At 67.3% G+C, this 21,815-nt stretch carries 20 protein-coding genes; 11 read left to right on the top strand and 9 right to left on the bottom strand.

Going from position 1 to position 21,815, the window contains the following annotated elements:
* The first annotated feature begins 24 nt into the window (after positions 1-24).
* The 8 genes from F622_RS0106985 to ubiB all read left to right on the top strand — a co-directional run bounded on the left by F622_RS0106985 (position 25) and on the right by ubiB (position 8,908).
* Complete coding sequence (locus tag F622_RS0106985; RefSeq protein WP_018168871.1) at positions 25-1,665, top strand: acetolactate synthase large subunit; 1,641 nt, start codon at positions 25-27, stop codon at positions 1,663-1,665.
* Positions 1,666-1,702: 37 nt separating this feature from the next.
* Positions 1,703-2,584, top strand: a complete 882-nt coding sequence (locus F622_RS0106980) for an endonuclease/exonuclease/phosphatase family protein (RefSeq protein ID WP_019571574.1) — start codon at positions 1,703-1,705, stop codon at positions 2,582-2,584.
* A 117-nt stretch (positions 2,585-2,701) separates the two neighbouring features.
* The gene (locus F622_RS0106975; protein WP_019571573.1) at positions 2,702-3,988 is read left to right on the top strand and encodes a GGDEF domain-containing protein; all 1,287 of its coding nucleotides are present in this window, start codon (positions 2,702-2,704) and stop codon (positions 3,986-3,988) included.
* A gap of 19 nt (positions 3,989-4,007) precedes the next feature.
* On the top strand, positions 4,008-4,898 hold the full coding sequence (locus tag F622_RS0106970; protein ID WP_019571572.1) for a PfkB family carbohydrate kinase: 891 nt from the start codon (positions 4,008-4,010) through the stop codon (positions 4,896-4,898).
* Positions 4,899-5,466: 568 nt separating this feature from the next.
* Positions 5,467-5,832 carry a gamma-butyrobetaine hydroxylase-like domain-containing protein gene (locus F622_RS0106965; protein WP_019567495.1) on the top strand — a complete coding sequence of 122 codons (366 nt, stop codon included), beginning with the start codon at positions 5,467-5,469 and terminating at the stop codon, positions 5,830-5,832.
* Between the two features lie 13 nt (positions 5,833-5,845).
* The gene (ubiE, locus tag F622_RS0106960) at positions 5,846-6,595 is read left to right on the top strand and encodes a bifunctional demethylmenaquinone methyltransferase/2-methoxy-6-polyprenyl-1,4-benzoquinol methylase UbiE (protein ID WP_018950920.1); all 750 of its coding nucleotides are present in this window, start codon (positions 5,846-5,848) and stop codon (positions 6,593-6,595) included.
* A gap of 7 nt (positions 6,596-6,602) precedes the next feature.
* A complete protein-coding gene (locus F622_RS0106955) occupies positions 6,603-7,223 on the top strand; it encodes an SCP2 domain-containing protein (protein ID WP_019571571.1) in 621 nt (206 codons plus the stop codon).
* A complete protein-coding gene (ubiB, locus tag F622_RS0106950) occupies positions 7,223-8,908 on the top strand; it encodes a ubiquinone biosynthesis regulatory protein kinase UbiB (RefSeq protein ID WP_019571570.1) in 1,686 nt (561 codons plus the stop codon). Before F622_RS0106955 ends, ubiB begins: the two co-directional genes overlap by 1 nt.
* A 55-nt stretch (positions 8,909-8,963) precedes the next feature.
* Here ubiB and odhB read toward each other — a convergent pair whose 3' ends face one another.
* Both odhB and F622_RS0106940 read right to left on the bottom strand, forming a co-directional pair.
* Positions 8,964-10,304 (bottom strand): 2-oxoglutarate dehydrogenase complex dihydrolipoyllysine-residue succinyltransferase, encoded by a 1,341-nt coding sequence (gene odhB / locus F622_RS0106945; RefSeq protein ID WP_019571569.1) that lies wholly within the window; start codon positions 10,302-10,304, stop codon positions 8,964-8,966.
* A gap of 35 nt (positions 10,305-10,339) precedes the next feature.
* Positions 10,340-13,150, bottom strand: a complete 2,811-nt coding sequence (locus tag F622_RS0106940; RefSeq protein ID WP_019571568.1) for a 2-oxoglutarate dehydrogenase E1 component — start codon at positions 13,148-13,150, stop codon at positions 10,340-10,342.
* 189 nt (positions 13,151-13,339) lie between these two features.
* On the opposite strand from F622_RS0106940, the gene uvrD reads away from it, so the two are divergent.
* A complete protein-coding gene (gene uvrD, locus F622_RS0106935) occupies positions 13,340-15,544 on the top strand; it encodes a DNA helicase II (RefSeq protein ID WP_038096196.1) in 2,205 nt (734 codons plus the stop codon).
* Positions 15,545-15,751: 207 nt separating this feature from the next.
* Here the strand turns inward: uvrD and F622_RS0106930 are convergent, their stop codons facing one another.
* Complete coding sequence (locus F622_RS0106930) at positions 15,752-16,282, bottom strand: DsrE family protein (RefSeq protein ID WP_018168859.1); 531 nt, start codon at positions 16,280-16,282, stop codon at positions 15,752-15,754.
* 158 nt (positions 16,283-16,440) lie between these two features.
* Between F622_RS0106930 and rpsT the strand changes: the two genes are divergently transcribed.
* Entirely contained in the window at positions 16,441-16,710 is a 270-nt protein-coding gene (gene rpsT, locus F622_RS0106925; RefSeq protein ID WP_019612252.1) for a 30S ribosomal protein S20, read from the top strand.
* A gap of 171 nt (positions 16,711-16,881) precedes the next feature.
* Here the strand turns inward: rpsT and ggt are convergent, their stop codons facing one another.
* Genes ggt through coaD form a run of 3 tightly spaced genes read right to left on the bottom strand, consistent with a single transcriptional unit; the run spans position 16,882 to position 19,373 of the window.
* Positions 16,882-18,591, bottom strand: coding sequence for a gamma-glutamyltransferase (gene ggt / locus F622_RS0106920; RefSeq protein WP_019571566.1), 1,710 nt, complete (start codon positions 18,589-18,591; stop codon positions 16,882-16,884).
* A gap of 8 nt (positions 18,592-18,599) precedes the next feature.
* Positions 18,600-18,851, bottom strand: a complete 252-nt coding sequence (locus F622_RS0106915) for a YfhL family 4Fe-4S dicluster ferredoxin (protein WP_018168857.1) — start codon at positions 18,849-18,851, stop codon at positions 18,600-18,602.
* 33 nt (positions 18,852-18,884) lie between these two features.
* On the bottom strand, positions 18,885-19,373 hold the full coding sequence (coaD, locus tag F622_RS0106910) for a pantetheine-phosphate adenylyltransferase (RefSeq protein WP_018145020.1): 489 nt from the start codon (positions 19,371-19,373) through the stop codon (positions 18,885-18,887).
* 104 nt (positions 19,374-19,477) lie between these two features.
* On the opposite strand from coaD, the gene F622_RS0106905 reads away from it, so the two are divergent.
* The gene (locus F622_RS0106905; protein ID WP_018168855.1) at positions 19,478-19,705 is read left to right on the top strand and encodes a hypothetical protein; all 228 of its coding nucleotides are present in this window, start codon (positions 19,478-19,480) and stop codon (positions 19,703-19,705) included.
* Between the two features lie 96 nt (positions 19,706-19,801).
* Here F622_RS0106905 and F622_RS0106900 read toward each other — a convergent pair whose 3' ends face one another.
* The 3 genes from F622_RS0106900 to F622_RS0106890 all read right to left on the bottom strand — a co-directional run bounded on the left by F622_RS0106900 (position 19,802) and on the right by F622_RS0106890 (position 21,780).
* The gene (locus tag F622_RS0106900; RefSeq protein ID WP_018175957.1) at positions 19,802-20,812 is read right to left on the bottom strand and encodes a PA2778 family cysteine peptidase; all 1,011 of its coding nucleotides are present in this window, start codon (positions 20,810-20,812) and stop codon (positions 19,802-19,804) included.
* 12 nt (positions 20,813-20,824) lie between these two features.
* A complete protein-coding gene (locus F622_RS0106895; protein WP_018145017.1) occupies positions 20,825-21,238 on the bottom strand; it encodes a PA2779 family protein in 414 nt (137 codons plus the stop codon).
* A gap of 104 nt (positions 21,239-21,342) precedes the next feature.
* The gene (locus F622_RS0106890; RefSeq protein ID WP_018145016.1) at positions 21,343-21,780 is read right to left on the bottom strand and encodes a hypothetical protein; all 438 of its coding nucleotides are present in this window, start codon (positions 21,778-21,780) and stop codon (positions 21,343-21,345) included.
* Positions 21,781-21,815 lie beyond the last annotated feature (35 nt).

Below are 21,815 nucleotides of genomic sequence, written 5' to 3'. Positions count from 1 at the left end.
GGGCCCGCTCCGACGGGTTCGGCCATGAGCGATCCGACCACCGCCCAGCGTCTGGTCGAGTGCCTCGAACAGGAGGGCGTTGAACGCATCTTCGGCCTCCCCGGCGAAGAGAACATGGCCGTTCTCGACGCCCTGGCCGATTCCCCCATCGAGTTCGTCACCACCCGTCACGAGCAGGGCGCTGCCTTCATGGCCGACGTCCACGGGCGGCTGTCCGGCAAGGCGGGCGTCTGTCTGGCGACCCTGGGACCCGGCGCCACCAACCTGATCACCGGCGTCGCCGACGCCAACATGGATCACGCCCCCCTGGTCGCAATTGCCGGCCAGGCCAGCACCCATCGGCTGCACAAGGAATCGCACCAGGTCCTCGACCTGAAGGGCCTGTTCCAGCCGATCACCAAGTACAGCTCACAGGTGCTGGAACCCGAGATCCTGCCCGAGGTGATCCGCAAGGCCTTCAAGTGGGCCGAAGGCGGCAAACCCGGTGCCAGCTTCATCGAGCTGCCAGAGAACATCGCCTCACTGCCGTGCCCGAATCCACCCTTGCCGGTACATGCCGGCCCGGCCGCCGTACCGGCCGAAGCCTCCCTGGAGGCGGCCGCACGCCTGCTGAACGAGGCCCGGCACCCGCTGATCCTGGCCGGGAACGGCGTGATCCGTTCCGGCGCCAGCGGCGCCCTGGCCATGCTCGCCAGCGCCCTGAACATTCCGGTCGCCAACACCTTCATGGCCAAGGGCGTACTGCCGTTCCGCCACCCGCTGGCGCTGGGCTCGGTCGGCCTGCAAAGCCAGGACTTCGTGAATTTTGGCTTCCACAAGGCCGATGTGATCGTCTGCATCGGCTACGACCTGGTCGAATACCCGCCCAGCTTCTGGCATCCGGACGCCGACCGGACCCTGATCCATATCGACTCCGCGCCGGCCGAGATCGACGGTCACTACAATGTGACCGCCGAGGTACTGGGCGATCTGACGACCTGCCTGCACCGCCTGGCGGAACAGGTGAGCCCCCGCGAAGAGACCATCCTGCGCCCGCTACGCCAGAGCCTGATCGACGACATGAACGAGCACCGCAACGACACCCAGGTGCCGCTCAAGCCGCAAAAGCTGATCTGGGATCTGCGCACCGCCGCCGACCTCGACGCGATCATGATCACCGATGTGGGCGCGCACAAGCTCTGGATGGCGCGCATGTTCCGCTGCGAGCTGCCCAATACCTGCCTGATCTCCAATGGCTTTGCCAGCATGGGGATCGCGCTCCCGGGCGCCATTGCTGCCGCCAAGCTCCACCCCGAACGCCAGGTGGTCGCGGTCACCGGCGATGCCGGCTTCCTGATGAACGTGCAGGAACTGGAAACGGCGGTTCGCCTGGGCCTCAACTTCGTTGTGCTGATCTGGAACGACAACGCCTACGGCCTGATCGAGTGGAAGCAGGTGCGCGAATATGGCCGCAAGGCTTTCGTCGAGTTCGGCAATCCGGACTTCGTGCAGCTGGCGCAGTCGTTTGGGGCGCAAGGCGTGCGCATCGAACCCGGCGACAGCCTGGAGATGGCGCTGCGCGAGGCCCTGGTAACACCCGGGGTCACGATCATCGACTGCCCAGTGGACTACAGCGAGAACATGAAGCTGACGGAACGTTTGGGCGAACTGGTTTGTCCATTCTGACAACGCGGACTTCCCCGCCAGCAGGAGACGACCCGCGATGACCTCGATCGCGTCCGGCCATGATCGCACCGCGCCCACCGGGCCCGAGGGCGCGACACAACCGGAAGCCTCCACCCCGGAACGCCTGGGATATCACCACGAGCAGGGCAGCCAGCGCCTGCGGCTCTTGAGCTTCAACGCCCAGGTCGGCATCCACTCCTCCCGGTTGCATCACTACCTGACCAACAGCTGGAAGCACGTGCTCCCCTACGGTGGGCGCATGGACAACCTCGACCGGGTGGCACGCTTTATCTCGGAGTTCGACATCGTCGGTGTGCAGGAACTGGACGGGGGTAGCCTGCGCAGCAACTTCGTCGATCTGGCCTCCTATCTCTCCGAACGTGCGCAGTTCCCGTATACCTACAACCGGATCAACCGCGATCTGGGGCAGTTCGCCAAGCACTCCCTCGCCCTGTTCTCGCGCTTGGAGCCGGACCGGGTGGAGATGCACCGTCTGCCCGGAGCGCTGCCCGGCCGCGGCGCGATCGAGGCCCGCTACGCCATGGGCGACGGCGAGGAGCTGGTGCTGTTCCTGCTGCACCTGGCCCTGGGCAAGCGCACGCGGAAATCCCAGCTGGCCTACGTCGCGGAGCGCATCCAGGATTTTCCGCATGCCATCGTGATGGGCGACCTCAACTGCCAGCAGGACAGCGAGGAACTGCGGCAACTGATCGCGCGTACCGGGTTGATGGAGCCGATGGCCTGCCCGGCCACCTATCCCGCCTGGGACCCGCGCCTAGTGTTCGACCACATCCTGCTGACCCCCGACCTGCACGTCAGCGACGTGCGTGTCTACAACGTGGCGCTCTCCGACCACCTGCCGGTGGGTATCGAGATCGAACTGCCGCAGCGCCAGGCCCTTCATGATCCAACGCACTAAACCGATGTCGAAAGACGGGTACGGTTCGAGCGCCAGTGTGTACATTAGTCCGTGTTTCCCTGGCATCCACCCCATTTCCGCGTTTAAATAGGCGCGCCTACTATCCGGGATTTCCCGATGTCCGACAGCGATCTGCGCAAGACCATTATCGAGCTCGAGCGCTCGCTGGATCGGGAGCGCGCCCTGCAGGACGTGATCCGCCGCGTCGCCCTGCGATCGCTCGCGGTGGTCTCCGCGAAGGTGCCGGCACTGGAAGGCGCCGTGCGCGACCTGACCCGCGCCATCGAATCCGACCCCGGCGACACCGCCTGGCTGGATCGCCTGAGCGGCCAGCTGGCCGACGCCGTGCGCTCCAGCGATCAGCGAGAGGACCTGGCCGACGGCATCCTCGCGGTCGTCCAGCGTGGCCTGCTCGGCTTCGAATTCCTCGACCCCGAGCGGGAGGCCCTCACCCGGGCCGCCGATCGGCGCGACAAGGCAGAGATCGAACGCACCCTCACACGCCTGTTTTCGGCGATGCACGACAAGTGCGAGCAGGCAATGACGGAGCGCGAAGAACTCACCGAGGTCGTCGGCGAGATCTGGCACCGACTGGAGGACGTGGATACCGCCCTGTCCGAAGACGAGGCGCGCGGCCAGCGCGCCCGGGAATCGGTCTCCGAGCTGCACGCGGGGATCTCCGGGGATGTCGAGCACATCAAAGGCCGGGTGGTCGACGTCGAGGACCTCGCGACGCTGCGCACCGAGGTGACCCGCGGTCTCGACCGCATGGTGGAGCGCGTCACCACGTTTCGGAACGAGCAGGAAGACGAACTGCAGGTGGTGCAGGAACGGAACCGCCTCCTGCGCTCCAAGGGCCGCAGCCTGGAGGGTCAGGTGCAAGCACTGCGCAACCGGCTGGAGCAGGCGCGCGCCGAAGCCAGTCGCGACAGCCTCACCGGCCTGCCCAATCGAATGGCCTTCGAACAGCGGCTGGAGCAACTCCCCGCGGAGCTCGAGAAATCGGGCGCTGCCTCGCTTCTGGTCTGGGACATCGACCACTTCAAGACCATCAATGACGAGTACGGCCACACAGCCGGCGACAAGGTCCTGCGGGCGGTCGCCGAGATCCTGGCCGAGGGCGTGCGCGAGCCGGATTTCGTCGCTCGCTACGGCGGGGAGGAATTCGTGATGATCATCCATCGCGAGCCTGACGCTGCATACAGCCAGGCCGATACCATCCGCGACGCCGTGGACCGTCTGATCGTGCGCTCCGGAAAAACGCGTCTGAAGGTCACCATCTCCGCCGGGCTGGCCGGAATCGATCCCGCCGCCGCCCCGGAGGCGATATTCGATGCCGCCGACCACGCGCTGCTACAAGCGAAAAAGCGAGGCCGTGACCGCATCGAGCGGGCCGGCGACTGATCCACTGCCGAGGGAACCCATGAACGGCACGGCTCAACCCCACCTGATTTTCGGCGAAGTTCTGTTCGATTGCTTCCCCGACGGTACGCGCGTCCTCGGCGGCGCGCCCTTCAACGTCGCCTGGAACCTGCACCAGCTGGGCGAGGCCGCCTGTTTCGTGGGCGGAGTCGGGGACGACGCGGACGGCCGCAGCATCCGCGAGCGCATGAACCGCATCGGGATGGACACCCGCGGCCTGTACAGCCACCCCGCGGCCCCCACCGGCCAGGTCCGCATCGCCCTGGAAGACGGCGAACCGACCTACACCATCGTCCCTGACCAGGCCTATGACACCGTTCCGGCGGAATGGGCGGACCAGCTGCCGGACACCGCGGGCCTCCTCTATCACGGCACGCTCGCCCTGCGCGCGGACAACCGCGAGCTACTGGAACGGTTACAGGCCCGCGCACAACATCGTTTCGTCGACGTGAACCTGCGCGCACCGTGGTACCAGCCTGACGACGTCCTCGCGCTGATGCGCGGCGCCGACGTGGTCAAGCTGAACACCGACGAGGCGGCCACGCTGGCCCCCGACGTCGCCGCACCGGAACGCTCGGCGGCGCTCCTGGAACGCGCCGCGATCCGCTCCGCCCTGATCATCACCCACGGCGCCGACGGCGCAGCCATCCACACCACCGATGGCCAGCACTGGCAGGCCCCGGCCCCCGCGGTCGACGGCTTCCGCGACGCCGTAGGCGCCGGCGACGCCTTCGCCAGTGTCGCCATCATCGGCCAGCAACACGGTTGGCCCTGGGCGACCACGCTGGAGCGCGCGCTCGGGTTCGCAGCCGCCGTCTGCTCCCTGCAGGGCGCCACCAGCGCGGATGCCACCTTCTATCGCGAGGCTTCGCGCGACTGGCGCTCGGCCTGACAGCGCCGGGACGCCCGGACTCAAAGATCGCACCCCGCGACATATCCCGCGCAAGCCTCCCTCTCTACGTTAGAAGCGGATGGGACGATCCGTAACCGATCTCTCGTTCTTCATCCATCGTGGACGGACTCTCCGTTACCGCTGCACGATCAATCCGCCCCCCCTGCCAGCTTCTGCACACTACTCTCCGGAAAAAGCGTTCACTCGCGCGGCGGGACCAGATGGGCTTGACCTCTGGCGCCCGATCTAGAAGTCCACTGCCTTTAATATGGGTGCATATGGCGCTCGTATGAAAGGCAGCATTTAATAAAACTGGAATAGCGCTGTGTCGGCGCAAATTTGGTGACGGCCACAACGAAGAGGACGGCAGCACGCTCCAAGCGACGCGAAGGCACATATTCAGGAAGACTTGCGCGATAAACTTTAGCGAGCCGGCAGGCCTGCGGCGCGAGGGGAGATGCCACGCTGGCCCGCAGGGCTGGTATCCTCGCAGTCCATTGATGGCCGCCGTTTGGCGGTCCGCTGATTCGGTTCGGGCGGCGCCCGGACCGTGGATTCTGGAGGCCGCATGAGCAGTACCCACCGACCCACCGATATCCAGCTGCATCAGAAGTCGCGCATCCTGGAGCTGGCGTATTCGGACGGCTCGCATTTCGAGTTGCCCTGCGAGTTCCTGCGCGTGTATTCGCCCTCGGCCGAGGTGCGCGGGCACGGCAAGGGCCAGGAGGTGCTGCAGGTCGGCAAGGAAGACGTGAACATCACCGGGATCGAGCCGGTCGGAAACTATGCGGTGAAGCTCGTGTTCTCCGACGGGCACGACACCGGCATCTATGACTGGGACTACCTGCACGAACTCGGCACGAACCAGGAGCGACTGTGGCAGGATTACCTGGATCGGCTGAAAGAGGCCGGACACGAGCGCAAGACGCACTGACAACGGCACTTTGATGAAAGAAGAATCCGGCAAGACCCACTTCGGCTACCAGAGCGTCCCCGAGTCCGAGAAGGCCTCGCGGGTCGGCGAGGTGTTCCATTCGGTCGCCTCGCGCTACGACGTCATGAACGACCTGATGTCCATGGGCGTCCATCGCATCTGGAAGCGCTACACCCTGGAGCGCACGGGCGTGCGCCCAGGCATGAAGATCCTGGACCTGGCCGGCGGCACCGGGGACCTCGCCGGGGCCTTTGCCCCACGGGTCGGACCGAAGGGTCAGATCGTGGTCTGCGACATCAATGCCTCGATGCTGGAGGCCGGGCGCGACCGCATGCTGGACGAGGGCCATGTGGGTAACCTCGACTTCGTGCAGGCGGACGCCGAACAGCTCCCCTATCCGGACGACTACTTCGACCGCGTGACCATCGCCTTCGGCCTGCGCAACGTGACCCGCAAGGAGCGCGCGCTGGCCGAGATGCGCCGGGTGATCAAGCCGGGCGGGCGCGTGCTGGTGCTGGAGTTCTCGCAACCGATGGCGCCGCTGCGCCCAATGTACGACGTCTACTCCTTCAAGGTGTTGCCGCTGATGGGCAAGCTGGTCGCGAACGACGCCGACAGCTACCGCTATCTGGCCGAATCCATCCGCATGCACCCGGACCAGGAAACCCTGGCCGGCATGATGCGCGACGCCGGACTGGAGCGGGTCGAATACGACAACCTGACCGGCGGCATCGTCGCCCTGCACCGCGGCACCAAGCTCTAGCGTTCTCATGGCCGAACCCTTCGCCCTGCCCAGTCCGTTCGCGGCCCTGATCGAGGCCACGCTGAACGAACACCTGGCCAGCGCCCCGGAGAAGGACCGGGCGCGGCTGGCCGGGCGTGCGATCGCGATTGTGATCGAGCCGGCGGGGCTCGCGCTGTCGCTGGTCGGGGCAGCCGACCGGCTGCAGGTTACAGGCGGCGTCGAGGAGCCAGTGGACGTGCAGCTGAAGGGCTCGCCGCTGTCACTGGCCGCGGCGATGGCACGTGACGACCGCTCCGGGTTGACGATCACGGGTGATGCAACCGTGCTCTCCGACCTGCAACATGCACTGCGCGATGCCGGCATCAACTGGGAAGATCTGTTCGAACGCTTTGCCGGCGCCGGAGCGGCCGGACCGCTGCGCCACCTGCTGGACCAGGCGCGCGACAGCCTGCGGCACCTGGGCCGGCGCTCCGCCGAGGACACGGCCGACTACCTGCGCGACGAGCTCGAATGGCTACCGGCCGGCGGTGCGTTCGAGGCCTTCGCCGAAGACGTCGCCACGCTGCGCGACGACGTCGCCCGGCTGGATGCGCGGCTGCGTCGTCTGGAGGCACCGGCCTCCGCACCTGACGACCGGCAGGCCTGATGCGCCGCGCGCTGTACCGGGGCCTGCGGCTGTGGACCATTGCGCGAGTCCTGGTGCGCTATCGCCTGGACGTCATCCTGTTCACGCTGAAGCCGCTGCGCCCGCTCAGCTTCCTGCTCTATCTCGCGCCCTGGAACTGGTTCCGCCGCACTGAAGGCACCCGCGGCGAGCGCATCCGCAAGGCGCTGGAGGACCTGGGCCCGATCTTCATCAAGTTCGGGCAGATGCTCTCCACCCGGCGCGACCTGCTGCCGGACGACATCGCGATCGAGCTTGCGCGCCTGCAGGACCGGGTGCCGCCGTTCCCCAGTGACCAGGCGCGCGCCGTGATCGAGGCCGAGCTGGAACGCCCGATCGAGATCGCCTTCGCCGCCTTCGAGGACACGCCAATCGCCTCGGCCTCCATCGCCCAAGTGCACGCGGCCACGCTGCAGGACGGGCGCGAGGTGGTCGTGAAGGTGGTGCGCCCCGGCATCCTCAAGACCATCCGCGCGGACCTCGAGGTCATGCACCTGATCGCGGACCTGGCGGACCGCTACTGGTCCGAGGCCAAGCGCCTGCGCCCGCGCGAGGTGGTGGACGAATACGAAAAGACCGTCACCGACGAACTGGACCTGATCCGCGAGGGCGCGAACGCCGCCGCGATCCACCGCAACTTCGAGGACAGCCACCTCCTCTACATCCCGGAGATCATCTGGGATTACACCCGCCGCAGCGTACTGGTGATGGAGCGCATCGGCGGCCTCCCGGTGGCCGATGTCGCCGCCCTGCGCGAACGCAACGTGGACCTCAAGCTGCTGGCCGAACGCGGCGTGGAGATCTTCTTCACCCAGGTGTTCCAGCACAACTTCTTCCACGCCGACATGCACCCGGGCAACATCTTCGTCGATGCCACCCACCCGGACGACCCGACCTACCTGGCCGTGGACTTCGGCATCGTCGGCTCGCTGCTGGACTCCGACCAGCGCTATCTGGCCGAGAACTTCCACGCCTTCTTCAACCGCGACTACCGCCGCGTCGCCGAGCTGCACGTGGAATCCGGCTGGGTCCCGAAGGACACCCGCGTCGACGAGTTCGAGGCGGCGATCCGCACCGTGTGCGAACCCATCTTCCAGCGCCCGCTGGACGAGATCTCCTTCGGCCAGGTCCTGCTGCGCCTGTTCCAGACCGCGCGGCGATTCAACATGGAGGTCCAGCCGCAGCTGGTGCTGTTGCAGAAGACCCTGCTGAACATCGAGGGCCTGGGCCGCCAGCTCTACCCCCAGCTGGACCTGTGGACCACGGCCAAGCCGTTCATCGAGAAATGGATGCACGAACGCATGGGCGTGCGCGCATTCATCCGCAACGCGCAGCAACACCTGCCGCGCCTGCTGGCGCACCTGCCGGAACTGCCGATACACCTGGAGAAGGCCCTGACCGTGGAGGAACAGCGGGCCGAGCGCGACGCCGCGCTACGCCGCCAGATCCTCGAGCTGGAAAACGGGCTGAGGCGCCAGTCCCGCCGCCGCAACGAAGGCTGGGCGGGTGTGGCCCTGCTGGCCCTCGCGGGGCTGGCCACGCAGCTGGAGGTCACCGCCTGGCAGGGGCTTGCCTGGCCGGTCTGGCCGCTCGCCCTGTTCGGCGCCGGCGTGCTGCTGTTCAGCTTGCGCCCCGGCCCCCGGCGCCGTCCCGTCACGGACGACTGAGCCAGCCATCACGTGGGATGCGGCTTGAGTCGTAGCCTGACGCCACCTCACAGGGTCAAACGTCGAGCAGCAACCGCGCCGGGTCCTCGATGGCGTCCTTGATGGCGACCAGGAACTGCACCGCCTCGGCACCGTCGACCAGGCGGTGGTCGTAGGACAGGGCGACGTACATCATCGGCCGGACGACGACCTCGCCGTCCACCGCGACCGGGCGTTCCTTGATCGCGTGCATGCCGAGGATCGCGCTCTGCGGCGGATTCAGGATCGGCGTGGAGAACAACGAACCGAACACGCCCCCGTTGGTGATTGTGAAGGTGCCACCGCGCAGCTCGTCGATATCCAGCTTGCCGTCACGCGCGCGCTCGGCGTAGTCGCGGATGCGCCGCTCGATCTCGGCAATGGAGGCGTTGCCGGTATCGCGCAGGACCGGCACCACCAGTCCGCGCGAGGAGGAGACTGCGATGCCGATGTCGCTGTAGTGGTGATAGACGATCTCTTCGCCATCCAGTGCGGCATTGACGACCGGGAAGCGCTCGAGCGCGCGGCTGGCCGCGGCCACGAACAGACCCATGAAGCCGAGCTTGATGGAATGGCGCTTCTCGAAGGGCTCCTTGTAGCGGCTACGCAGGGCCATCGCCGCGGACATGTCGACCTCGTTGAAGGTGGTCAGCATCGCGGTGGTCTGCTTCGCTTCCAGCAGCCGTTCCGCGATGCGCGCCCGCAGGCGGGTCATCGGCACACGCTCGATGCGCTCGGCTCGGTCTCCGGGGTCGGCCGGATGCGCCTGGGGTCGCGCCGCCCCGACGGAACCCGATGGCGTCGAAGAAGCCGCGGGCGCGCTGCGATCGCTGCGCGCCCGCTCCACGTCGGCACGCTGGATGCGCCCGTCGTCGCCGGTGCCCTCGACATCCTCCGGACGCAGGCCGGCTTCCTGCAGCAGGCGCCGCACGGCCGGCGTGGGCGGCGGGCTACCGGCCGCTCCGTTCCCGGCCCCGGACGGCGCGGGCTCGGGTGATGAGGCAGCGGCCGGTTTCTCTTCTCGATCCCCCGTTGCAACAGACGCCGGCTTGCCGCCCTCCGTGGCTGTCGATGCCCTGGAAGGCGCTGCCTCATCCTCGGTCTCTTCGTCCGGGTCCTCCGGGGCGGCTTCGGCGGGCCCCAGATAACCCAGGATCGCGTCGGCCTTGACCACATCGCCCTCGTTGGCGGAGAGCTCCACCAGGGTACCCGCACTGGGGGCCGACACCTCAAGGACCACCTTGTCGGTCTCCAGCTCGGCGATCAGCTCGTCGCGCTTGACGGCGTCACCAGCCTTTTTGTGCAGGGCGATCACGGTCGCATCGGCGACCGACTCGGGGAGTTCCGGGACCTGGATCGGGGTGCGATCGGATGCCATCTCGCTTCCTTGTTCTGTGCGTCTTTATCGAATGTTCAGGGCGTGGGGTGCGGCGTGTCACGCGAGCTGATCGGCCCGAACGCGCGCTCGAGCAGATCTTTCAGCTGCGCCTTGTGCACCTCGGGGTAACCGACGGCGGGCGCGGCGGCCGGGGGTCTCGCGACGGCGTGCAGGGTCTGGCCACGCACTGCCAGCAGCGGGTTGATACGCGGGGCGACAAACTCCAAGTAACCCTGGTTCTCCGGTTCATCCTGGACCCAGACGAATTCATCCGCCTCCGGATAACGCCCCAGCAATTCGGTCAGACGTGCCTCGGGGAAGGGGTAACACTGCTCCAGGCGCAGGATCGCCGTATCCGCGTGCTCGCCCTCGGCCTGGCGCGCAGCCAGATCGTAGAAGATGCGCCCACTGGTCATCAGCACGCGCTTCACCTTGCCGGGATCCTCGATACGGGCGTCGTCGATGACCGTCTGGTACTGGCCCGTCGCCAGCGCATCGAGGTCGGAGACCGCGTCCTTGTGGCGCAAAAGGCTCTTCGGGGTCATCACGATCAGTGGCTTGCGATAGGGCCGCAGCATCTGCCGGCGCAGCAGGTGAAACATCTGCGCCGGCGTAGTGGGCACGCAGACCTGCATGTTCTCCTGCGCCGCCAGTTGCAGGAAGCGCTCCGGGCGGGCCGAGGAGTGCTCCGGCCCCTGCCCCTCGTAGCCGTGGGGCAGCAACAGGGTCAGGCCGGACAGGCGCCCCCACTTCTGCTCGCCGGAGGAGATGAACTGGTCGATCACCACCTGGGCGCCGTTCACGAAGTCGCCGAACTGCGCCTCCCAGACCACCAGAGCCTCGGGCGCGGCGGTGGCATAGCCGTATTCGAAGGCGAGCACGCCCTCCTCGGACAACAGCGAATCGATCACCAGGAAACGCGGGTGGTCCGGATCCAGGCGCCGCAACGGGACGATGGCCTTGCCGGTCTCCTGGTCGTGCAGGACCGCATGGCGGTGGAAGAAGGTGCCCCGGCTGGAGTCCTGCCCGGACAGGCGAATGCGGTAGCCGTCCTGGATCAGCGCGCCGTAGGCCAGGGTCTCGGCCGCACCCCAGTCCAGCGGCTGCTCGCCGCGCGCCATGGCCACGCGGGCATCCAGGATCTTCTGCACGCGGTCGTTCAGTCGGAAACCCTCCGGCGGGGTGGAAAGCTGCTCGAGGGTGCGCGCCAGACGGTCGGCGGGGGCGCCGGTGTCCACATCCTGGTCCCAGGTCTGGTTCAGATAGGGGCCCCAGTTGGTCGAGGATCCGGCATGGCTGTTGCGCTCGCGCAGCAACGACAGCGCCACCGGCTGGCCGGCATCCAGTCGGCCGCGATAGTCCTCCAGCGCTTGTTCCTGTGCGTCCTCGGTCGTCAGGCCCTCGCGGATCAGGCGTCTGGCGTAACGCTCGCGGGTGGTCGGCAGGTCGCGGATACGACGATACATATGCGGCTGCGTGGCGGCCGGCTCGTCGGCCTCGTTGTGGCCCTGGCGGCGGTAGCAGACGAGATCGATGACCACGTCCTTGCCGAAGCGCATGCGGTAGTCCAGCGCGATCTGGGTGATGAACACCACGGCCTCGGGATCATCGCCATTCACATGCAGGATGGGCGCGTTCACCATCTTGGCGACATCCGTGGCGTAATGCGTCGAACGAGCGTCCTTCAGGGTCGAAGTCGTGAAACCGATCTGGTTGTTCACCACCACATGCACGGTGCCCTTGGTGGAGAAGCCCCGGGTCTGGGACATGTTCAGGGTCTCCATGACCACGCCCTGCCCGGCAAAGGCGGCATCGCCATGGATCACCACCGGCATCACCCGGTTGCCCTTGCGATCGCCGATACGCACCTGGCGCGCCCGCACCGAACCCTCCACCACCGGGGTGACGATCTCCAGGTGCGAGGGATTGAAGGCCAGCGCCAGATGCACCCGACCGCCCGGGGTATCCAGGTCCGAGGAGAAACCCATGTGGTATTTCACGTCGCCGGTGCCACGGTCGTCGCGCGGACGCCCCTCGAATTCGTTAGCCAGCTCCTCCGGGGACTTGCCGAACAGGTTGACCAGCACGTTGAGGCGTCCGCGGTGTGCCATGCCGACCACGAACTCCTGCAGCCCGCGCGCGCCGCCCCGCTGGATCAGGGCATTCAGCAGCGGGATCAGGCTCTCCGCGCCTTCCAGCGAGAAGCGCTTCTGCCCGACATAGCGCCGATGCAGATAGCGCTCCAGACCCTCGGCCGCGGTCAGACGCTCGAGGATCGCCAGGCGGGTGTCGTCATCGAAACCGAAGTGGCCATGGGCCGATTCCAGACGCTCCTGCAGCCAGCGCTTCTCGTCGGTGGCCATCAGATGCATGTATTCCGCGCCGATACCGGCGCAGTAGGTCTCCTTCAGCACCCGCTCGATCGTATCCAGCGAGACCCGCCCGTCGATGAACAGCGAGCCCGGATCAAAGGTGACATCGGGGCCGACCTGGTCGAGGCCGTGATGCTCGCGGCTCAACTCGCGCGGTGGCTCCGGCGGTTCGCGCTCCAGAGGATCCAGACGGGCGCCAAAGTGACCGAGGTAGCGGTAGGCATTGATGAACTGCAGCACGCGGATCTGCAGCTGTTCATGGGCCAGATCGGGCCGGTCGGTGGAGCGCCGGCGGCGTTCCAGGCGCGGCGCCCCTTCCAGCGAGCGGAAGTAATCGGCCCAGGCCGGCGGGACGGAATCGGGGTCGTCCTGGTAGCGCTCCAGCAGATCCTCGGCGAAAGCGAGGTTATCCGGGTGCAGTTCCTGCCCGGATACGGGGCTGTCCAGCCGGTGCCGGGATGGCATCTCGTTCATTCGCGGTCTCTTCCCATTCCTGATGCGTCGGCCTTTGGGACCTGATCGGCGCGCGAGGTTCCCGCGCGGAGTCGATGAATCAGCGTCTTCTTGAAGGCTGCCTCCGAGGGTAGCGCGTTTGCGCGGGCGAAGGCACACGGCCCGCATGCGGAACGTGCGATTCCGGCCGGGTTTCCCTACCATTCGCGCATGGATGTCTCCCCCCTGCTCGATTCCCTCAACCCGGCCCAGCGCGAGGCCGTGGCCGCCCCGCCGCATCCGGTGCTGGTCCTGGCCGGCGCCGGCTCCGGCAAGACCCGCGTGCTGGTGCACCGCATCGCCTGGCTGATTGGCGTCGAGGGCGTGGCCCCGCACAGCCTGCTGGCGGTCACTTTCACCAACAAGGCGGCGGCCGAGATGCGCGGGCGCATCGAGTCGCTGCTGGGGCACCCGGCCACCGGGCTGTGGGTCGGGACCTTCCATGGCCTCGCCCACCGCCTGCTGCGCCAGCACTGGCAGGAGGCGAAGCTGCCGCAGGCCTTCCAGATCCTCGACTCCGATGACCAGCTGCGCATGGTCAAGCGCGTGCTGCGCGCCCTGGAGCTGGACGAGTCGCGCTGGCCGCCCAAGCAGGCGCAGTGGTACATCAACGCGCGCAAGGACGAGGGCTCGCGCCCGGAACACCTGCCGGATACCGGCGACCCGGTCGCCCGCCAGTGGGTACGCGTCTACACCACCTACCAGCAGGCCTGCGAGCGCGCCGGTGTGGTGGACTTCGCCGAGCTGATGCTGCGCTCGCTGGAATTGCTGCGCGACAACAAGGCCCTGCTGGAGCACTACCGCACGCGCTTTCGCCACGTGCTGGTCGACGAATTCCAGGACACCAACGACATCCAGTACGGCTGGCTGCGCCTGCTCGCCGGGGACAGCCCGGTATTCGCCGTGGGCGACGACGACCAGTCGATCTACGGCTGGCGCGGCGCGAAGATCGAGAACATCCAGCACTTCCAGAAGGACTACCCGGGCACCCAGGTCGTGCGCCTGGAGCAGAACTACCGCTCCAGCGCCAACATCCTGAACGCGGCCAACGCCCTGATCCGGCACAACTCCGGCCGCCTGGGCAAGGAGCTGTGGACCGAGGGCCACGAAGGCGCACCGGTCCGCCTGTACACCGCGCTGAACGAGCAGGAAGAGGCGCGCTTCATCGCCGAGACCATCGCCCGCCACGTGGACCAGGGCGGGCTGTACCGCGAGTGCGCGGTGCTGTATCGCTCCAATGCCCAGTCACGCGTGCTGGAAGAGACCTTCATCGGCCGGCGCATGCCCTACCGGGTCTACGGCGGCCTGCGCTTCTTCGAGCGCCAGGAGATCCGCGATGCCCTGGCCTACCTGCGCCTGGCCGGCAACGGCGATGACGATGCCGCCTTCCTGCGCGTGGTCAACCAGCCCCCGCGCGGGATCGGCGAGAAGACCCTGGAGGGCCTGCGCCAGGCCGCCCAGGCAGCCGACACCAGCCTGCTGCAGGCCGCCACTCACGCGGTGGACGCCGACGCCCTGCCCGGACGCGCGCGCACCGCGGTCGCCGGGTTCGTGCAGCTGGTCCGCACCCTGCAGCACGAGCTCCCGCGCCAGCCGCTGGCCGATCAGGTGGAACAGGCAATCGAGCGCGCGCAATTGCGCGAGCACTACAAAAAGGAAAAGGGCGAGCGTGGCGAGGCTCGGCTGGAAAACTTGGACGAGCTGGTGGGGGCCGCGCGCGCCTTCGACATGAGTAGCACCGCCGAGAGCGAGGAAGGCGAGGGCAATCGCCTGACCGAATTCCTCGCCCACGCGGCACTGGAGGCCGGCGAGGGTGCGGCCGACCCGCACGAGGACGCGGTGCAGATGATGACCCTGCACTCGGCCAAGGGCCTGGAGTTTCCGCTGGTCTTCCTGACCGGCATGGAAGAGGGGCTGTTCCCCAACGCCCGCTCGCTGGAGGAGCCGGGGCGACTGGAGGAGGAGCGCCGCCTGGCCTATGTCGGCATGACCCGCGCCGAACAGGAGCTGTACCTGATCCATGCCGAGACGCGGCGGCTGTATGGACGCGAGTCCTACAACGTCGCCTCGCGCTTCATCAACGAGATCCCCGAGGGCGCGCTGGAAGTGCTGCGCCCGCAGGCCTCGCCGTATGGCGCGGGCCGCTTTGCCGCGGCCCGGAACAAGACGGCGGGCTTCGGGGCCATGGATGCGCAGGCCGCCGAGGCCTCCGCGGCGGGCCTGGCGATCGGCGCACGGGTGCACCACGCGAAGTTCGGCGAGGGGCTGATCACCCAGTTCGAGGGTTCCGGCAACTCGGCCCGGGTCCAGGTGAACTTCGCCCACGCCGGCTCCAAGTGGCTGGTGCTGAGCTTCGCCAAGCTCGAAGTGCTGTAATCCACGACTGAACGGCACGCCCGAAGCGGCCTTCCTGCACCACGAAGGGCACGGAGCAAAAGGACTCGAGGGGGTATTGCGCAAGGCCAGCGCACCCTGCCCGCGATGCCCCAGTATCGCACCCACCCCTGGCCGTCTCCGGACCTTCGTGGAGACACGAAAAAGCCCCGCCGAGGCGGGGCTTCGGGTCAAGCATGCGGAAGACCCTTACTCGATCTTGATGTAGGCGAAGCCTTCCTCGTTCTGCAGCTCGGCCACGCGCACCACACCCGAGGGCACGAAGGTGACGTGGTCATAGATCAGGTCCTCGTCCAGTCCGATCTGCGAACGGGTGATCTCGCACAGCTCGAGCTTCACGCCGTGGGTGCTGGCGAGGCTCATCAGGCGCCCACGCAGGGTGTCGCGCTCTTCCTTGAGCTCCTCGTCGGCCTCGAACGGGGTATCAGCCAGGTCGTCATCGGTCAGGAAGCGGATGCCGTGCGCCACGAACACGATGCGCACGTCGGCATCGATAAACTCGTTCTGGTAATGCGTCATCATATTGTTGATGCTGGTCAGCATCGCGGAGAAGCGGCGCGGGTCGGCAAAGTCGGCGTGATAGACGACCTTGGCCTCCGGCTCGAAGGCCTTGGCCTGCGGCATGAAGGCAATGCTGGCCAGCAGGAGCGCCACGAACAGCAGGGCCATGCCCGATGCTGTCGCCGGTGCGGCCCGAAGGGTCTGGTTGAATCGATTCATCCTGTTCTCCTTTGAATGGCTTTCTTTCTTCTACAGTAGACGCATGGACGGCCCCAAGCCATCCCCATCACGCGCACGACCCGGTTGACGCTGGAGTGCTCCGGGGGTATGCTCTGCCGCCTTTCCAGAACCTAGCGATTTAACGCGAGGGAAGTACTTTGGCAAATATTGCTTCTGCCCGTAAGCGGGCCCGTCAGGCGGTCAAGAACCGCGCCCACAACATGGGGCTGCGCTCCCGTTTCCGCACGGCCATGAAGGCCGTGCTGAAGCCGCTGCACAAGGGCGATGCCCAGGCGGCCGCCGAGGCCTACAAAGAGGCCGTTCCGGTGATCGACAAGACCGTGAGCAAGGGCCTGATTCACCGCAACAAGGCGGCTCGCCACAAGAGCCGCCTGAACGCCCGCATCCGCGATCTGGCCCAGGGCTAAGCCCCCGGGTTCCGGGCCGGCACTGCCGGCCCGGCGGTTGCAGTGAATCGAAAAAAGCCGCCCCCCCCGATCTCGGGGCGCGGCTTTTTGTGTGGGCGCAATTCGTGAAGGCCAGGGATACTCTGACCCATTCTTCGCGCGCCCCCTGCGCGCGCGTCCACCAGCGCGCCTTCAGGGCTGGAACACCCGCGCTTCGCCCTCTCCGCGCGGATCGGAAGCCGCCTCCAGGCGACCCGCCCCGCGCTCCCACAGGATGGCGTGCATGTCACCGAACGGACGCACCTGCGGCACCAGCTGATGCCCACGCGAGACCAGCTGGCCACGCAGTTCGGCATCGAACGCCCCGGTCTCGTGTTCCACCCGATCGGGCAAATACTGGTGGTGGTAGCGAGGCGCCGCGACGACCTCCTCGATGGATTGCCCCTCGAGCACGCCGAACACGCCGTGCAGGACCATGGTAATGATGCGGCTGCCACCCGGCGTGCCCAGGATCGCCACGCGATCCTGGGTCTCGACGAAGGTCGGGCTCATGCTCGATAGCGGGCGGCGCTGCGGCGCGATGGCATTGGCCTCGAAACCGACCAGGCCATAGGCGTTGGGCTCGCCCGGCTTGGCCGAGAAGTCGTCCATCTCATTATTCAGTAGCACGCCCGTCCCGGGCACCACGTAGCCGGATCCGAACGGATAGTTCAGCGTCAGCGTGGCCGCGACCCGGTTGCCCTCGGCGTCGATCACGGAAAAGTGCGTCGTCTCGCGACTTTCGGTCGACACCGACTCCGGAAGCTCGGCCTGCGGCTCGACCGACAGCGGCAGGTAGCGGCTGGGGGTGGCCGTGTCGGGATGGATGGTAGCGCGCAGACCGGCCGCGTATTCGCGCGACAGCAGCCGCTTCAGCGGCATATCCACATGGTCCGGATCGCCCAGGTACTCGGCGCGATCACGATAGGCGCGGCGCATCGCCTCGATGGTCAGGTGGACGCGCATGTCCGGCGCCAGTGCCTCGAGGTCGTAGAACGCCAGGATGTTCAGGATCTGGCCGAGCGCGACCCCGCCGGAAGATGGCGGCGAGGCGGTGGTGATCGTGGCGCCAAGATAGTCCAGACGCACGGGGTCGCGCTCGACGACCGCGTACCCCGCCAGGTCGTCCAGAGTCCAGATACCGCCGGCCTCGCGCACGCCGGCGACCAGGCGCTCGGCCAGATCACCGGTATAGAAACCATCACGGCCTTCGTCCGCCAGGCGCCGAAGGGTCACGGCCAAGTCCGGCTGGCGCAGGGTCGTGCCTTCGTCCGGCAGGCGACCCGCCTCAAGGTAAATGTCTCGTGCGTCAGCCCCGTCGCGCAGGGCCTGATGGCGAAAGCCCGCCATCTGCAGGTAGCGGCCGCTGACCGGAACACCGTCCTCGGCCAGACGGATCGCCGGGGCCAGGCTGTCGGCCAGCGAAAGGCGTCCGTATTCCCGCGCCAGGTGATCCATGCCAGCGGGCATGCCGGGGATGCCGGCGCCAAGCACGCCATCCAGCGACAAGCCGTCGATCACCTCGCCGTCGGCATCCAGATACATGTCGCGGTCGGCCGCGGCCGGGGCGATCTCGCGGGCATCGAGCATCACGCTGCGGTCGGAGGATGCCTCGTACAGCAGGAAGAACCCGCCGCCCCCGAGCCCGGAGCCGTAGGGCTCGGCTACACCCAGGGCAGCGGTAATCGCGATGGCGGCATCGAAGGCATTGCCGCCGTCGCGCAGTACGGCCTCGCCCGCCTCGGTGGCGGCCGGATGAGCGCTCGCCACCGCGTGCTGCCCCGGCCCGGCCAGCGCCAGCGGCGCCGCCAGCGACAGGGTGACGAGGACCGTGCAGTGCAGGAGCGGGCGACGCCAATCCATGTCGCGGCCTACTTCGCGGCCATCAGGGCGTCGTACTTGGCCGTCAGCTGCTCGCGGGTCTCCTTGTGATCGGGATCCAGCGGGATGCAGTCCACCGGGCAGACCTGCTGGCACTGCGGCTCGTCGAAATGGCCGACACATTCGGTGCACAGGGCGGGGTCGATCTCGTAGATCTCGTCCCCCGGGTAGATGGCCTCATTCGGGCACTCGGGCTCGCAGACATCGCAGTTGATGCATTCGTCGGTGATCATCAGGGCCATGGGCCGTTCCTCGTATCCAGTGGCGGGGCCCGGCTAGCGTGCTGCGCCGTTTTGTTCGGCCAGCATGCGCGCCACACCGGGGCTAACGAATTTTGAGACGTCGCCGCCCAATCGGGCGATTTCCCGTACCAGACTGGAGGAGACGAAGCTGTACTCCTCCGCTGGCGTCAGAAACAGCGTTTCGACCTCCGGCGCAAGCTGTCGGTTCATCGCTGCGAGCTGGAATTCATGTTCAAAGTCGGACACCGCCCGCAATCCGCGCAGGATCACGTTGGCCTGCTGCGCATGAACAAAGTGCGCGAGCAGGACATCGAAGCCCTGCACCTCCACGCCGGGGATGTCACCTACCGCCTGCTCGGCCAGGGCCACGCGGGTCTCCAGCGGGAAGGCCGGGCCCTTGTTGGGACTGGCGGCCACCGCGACTACCACGCGATCGAACAACCGTGCCGCACGCCGCACGATGTCCGTGTGACCGTGGGTGATCGGGTCGAAGGTGCCAGGATAGATGGCAGTAACGGACATGGGCGAAAGGCCGGTCAGGAAAGCCCCCATTAGACCGCAAGCACCGCGAACAGACAAAATGCCTTTCGCGCACGCCGCGCCCGCACCAAACTAAGGACAGCCCGATGAGTGACGACTACCGCCCCCCGCTTGCCGACTACTGGGACCAGCTCGAGTCCCGCTACGGCGGCGGCTTCAACTTCCATCAGATCTCGCGCGACGAACTGGCGCAATTGGTGGAACACCTGCGTCAAGCGGTAAAGAATGACCCGCAGGTCACGGACGTGGAGAAGCAGAACCTGGGCCTGGTGCTCAAGCACGCCGAACAGGCCCTGGAAAAACGCTCGACCTAACGCAACAGGGACTGTCCCTGCGAGCGGTGCGCGGTCATCCACACCCTGCCGATCGCCGCGGGCTTCGCGACTCGCGATGACGGAAGCCGTGCGGTCTTACCGCGCGCGTGCCTCGGTCGCCACGGCACAGGGCGGCAGGGCTCGACACTCGGCGCCGCCGTCCGGAGCCTCCGCCGCAGCGCCCAGGGTGCGCGCATACGCTCCCGGTCCCGCCAGATCGGCCGCACAGCTCGCGGCCTCGCGTGCCTGCTCGCCGCACTCGCGAGCGATCAGCACGTGCGCGAGGTTGTTCCAGCCCTCGTGGCGGGCCGGATCGCGCTCGACCAGCGCCCGCAGGGCATTCTCCGCCGCCGGCAGATCGCCCTGGGCAAAGGCCACGTTGGCGCGACCCACGTAGGGGATCGGTTCATCGGGCCAGCGGTCCATGGCGGTTTCGTAGCCCGTGGCCGCCGCCGCAAAGCGCCCGGTCTGTTCCAGTTCGTTGACCGCACGCAGCCAGCGCAGCGGCTGGGCGGTGGCCGGCAGGGTATCGGGGGACATCACAAGGAAGGCCCAGCGCTCACCCCGCGCCCAGGTGCGCTCGAAGCGGGCGAAGGAATTCACGTGGCGCTGGATCGGGCCGCTGCGCAGGAAGATCTCCCGATCCTCCAGGTCGTATCCGATAACCACCGCAAAGTGCCATTCCGGGATCAGGGCCACCCCGAGGTTCTGAAACACCACTACCGGGTTGCCCGCCGCCACCTCGCGCAGGATCGCCTCCAGTTGGGGCTCGATACGGTAGGCCACCTGGTCGCGCGCGCGCACCGCCGCGCGCATCTCGGTCTGCAGGCTGCCCGCGCGGGCGGGGATGTAAACCTCCTCGATCAGATCATCCAGCGCGGCGTCGATCCCCCGGGCATTCAACGCCGTGGCCAGCGCGGCGGGGCCGCACTGGTATTGCTCCTGGGGAAAGAACGGCGTGTCAGCCAGTTCGACGCGCGCCGGCAGGTCCGTCGGACGCTCGCTCGCCAGACCCGCGCTCTGCGGCGCGGTGGCACAACCGGTCAGCCAGAGAAGCGCGGCGAGCGCGAGAAACCCCGTAACTCGCCGCGTCGAGATGGACCCCATGCAGGGCGTGGCTTAGCGGGACGGTCCGACAAACGAGAAGATGTCGGTCACACCCACCGCATCCAGGATCACGAACACCACGAACACGATGGCGACCACACCCAGGACGCTGGCCGCGCCGGCCGGGTCGGTCTCCATGTGCGCCTCCAGCTGCGCCAGTTCGTCGTCGGTCAGGCGGGCCACACGCTGCTCGGCGCGCTCGGGATCAACCCCCATCTCGATCAGCTGCGCGCGAACCTCGGCGTCATTGAGCTGTTCCAGCAACTGGGCGCGGGTGTCGTCCGCGCTGGCCTGCTGGATCATGCTGCCGGTATCCAGCATGCCGACATCGGCGAATGCCGGGGTGGCGGGCAGCAGGGTCAGGGCCAGCGCGACCAGCAGTGCCGCGGGTGCGGACAGAACTCGACGGAACGAATGAACGCTCATGGGCAGACTCCTTGAAATCGGTGAACGGTTGTTAGAAGTGTAGCCCGCCAGAACCGCGAATTGACCGGCCGCAAACGAAAATCGCGGCCGGTTTCACACGTCTGTCAGCTTTCGTCGGGGGCGTCGACCACCTTGATCTCGTACTCCAGGACCTCGACACCACGCGCCCAGGCCCCGCCGCACACGGAGTTGTCGCGCGTGCGCTCCTGGGTCTCGCCCGGACCCAGCGTGCGCCACAGGCGGGTCGTCGTGCGCACGTCGTCTTCCAGCTCTCCGGGGCAGTTGTAGGCGGTCTTGGTGACCCGGACTTCCAGCCAGTCATCCGTGTTGTTGGTCGCGCGCCACTGTCCGCGCACATTGGCGCAGCCGTATTCGTGCATGCGGTATTCGAAGGCGACCTCGTCCGGCGAACCGTCCGCCGGGGCAAAGTAGGCGCCCTGGGCCGCGACCTGGCCGGGCGCGACAAACGCGGCGGCCAGCACACTGGCAGCGGTCAGGGCGAGGGTGCGATTGAGAATGCGCGAGTACATGATTTCCTCCATCCGGGATCCGGTTGTGGGCCCGTCTTGCGCGGGCT

This window comes from Thioalkalivibrio sp. ALMg3 (assembly GCF_000381225.1).
Classification (GTDB): domain Bacteria; phylum Pseudomonadota; class Gammaproteobacteria; order Ectothiorhodospirales; family Ectothiorhodospiraceae; genus Thioalkalivibrio; species Thioalkalivibrio versutus.
This window is presented reverse-complemented; position numbering and strand designations above follow the sequence as displayed.

Excerpts from the sequence above, each read along its gene's own strand:
- ubiE (WP_018950920.1), top strand. The coding sequence starts at position 5,846 with ATGAAAGAAGAATCCGGCAAGACCCACTTCGGCTACCAGAGCGTCCCC.
- F622_RS0106905 (WP_018168855.1), top strand. The coding sequence starts at position 19,478 with ATGAGTGACGACTACCGCCCCCCGCTTGCCGACTACTGGGACCAGCTC.
- ggt (WP_019571566.1), bottom strand. The coding sequence starts at position 18,591 with ATGGATTGGCGTCGCCCGCTCCTGCACTGCACGGTCCTCGTCACCCTG.
- odhB (WP_019571569.1), bottom strand. The coding sequence starts at position 10,304 with ATGGCATCCGATCGCACCCCGATCCAGGTCCCGGAACTCCCCGAGTCG.
- coaD (WP_018145020.1), bottom strand. The coding sequence starts at position 19,373 with ATGTCCGTTACTGCCATCTATCCTGGCACCTTCGACCCGATCACCCAC.
- uvrD (WP_038096196.1), top strand. The coding sequence starts at position 13,340 with ATGGATGTCTCCCCCCTGCTCGATTCCCTCAACCCGGCCCAGCGCGAG.
- F622_RS0106975 (WP_019571573.1), top strand. The coding sequence starts at position 2,702 with ATGTCCGACAGCGATCTGCGCAAGACCATTATCGAGCTCGAGCGCTCG.
- F622_RS0106955 (WP_019571571.1), top strand. The coding sequence starts at position 6,603 with ATGGCCGAACCCTTCGCCCTGCCCAGTCCGTTCGCGGCCCTGATCGAG.
- F622_RS0106970 (WP_019571572.1), top strand. The coding sequence starts at position 4,008 with ATGAACGGCACGGCTCAACCCCACCTGATTTTCGGCGAAGTTCTGTTC.
- F622_RS0106940 (WP_019571568.1), bottom strand. The coding sequence starts at position 13,150 with ATGAACGAGATGCCATCCCGGCACCGGCTGGACAGCCCCGTATCCGGG.
- F622_RS0106965 (WP_019567495.1), top strand. The coding sequence starts at position 5,467 with ATGAGCAGTACCCACCGACCCACCGATATCCAGCTGCATCAGAAGTCG.
- F622_RS0106895 (WP_018145017.1), bottom strand. The coding sequence starts at position 21,238 with ATGAGCGTTCATTCGTTCCGTCGAGTTCTGTCCGCACCCGCGGCACTG.
- F622_RS0106985 (WP_018168871.1), top strand. The coding sequence starts at position 25 with ATGAGCGATCCGACCACCGCCCAGCGTCTGGTCGAGTGCCTCGAACAG.
- F622_RS0106930 (WP_018168859.1), bottom strand. The coding sequence starts at position 16,282 with ATGAATCGATTCAACCAGACCCTTCGGGCCGCACCGGCGACAGCATCG.
- F622_RS0106915 (WP_018168857.1), bottom strand. The coding sequence starts at position 18,851 with ATGGCCCTGATGATCACCGACGAATGCATCAACTGCGATGTCTGCGAG.
- F622_RS0106900 (WP_018175957.1), bottom strand. The coding sequence starts at position 20,812 with ATGGGGTCCATCTCGACGCGGCGAGTTACGGGGTTTCTCGCGCTCGCC.
- F622_RS0106890 (WP_018145016.1), bottom strand. The coding sequence starts at position 21,780 with ATGGAGGAAATCATGTACTCGCGCATTCTCAATCGCACCCTCGCCCTG.
- F622_RS0106980 (WP_019571574.1), top strand. The coding sequence starts at position 1,703 with ATGACCTCGATCGCGTCCGGCCATGATCGCACCGCGCCCACCGGGCCC.
- ubiB (WP_019571570.1), top strand. The coding sequence starts at position 7,223 with ATGCGCCGCGCGCTGTACCGGGGCCTGCGGCTGTGGACCATTGCGCGA.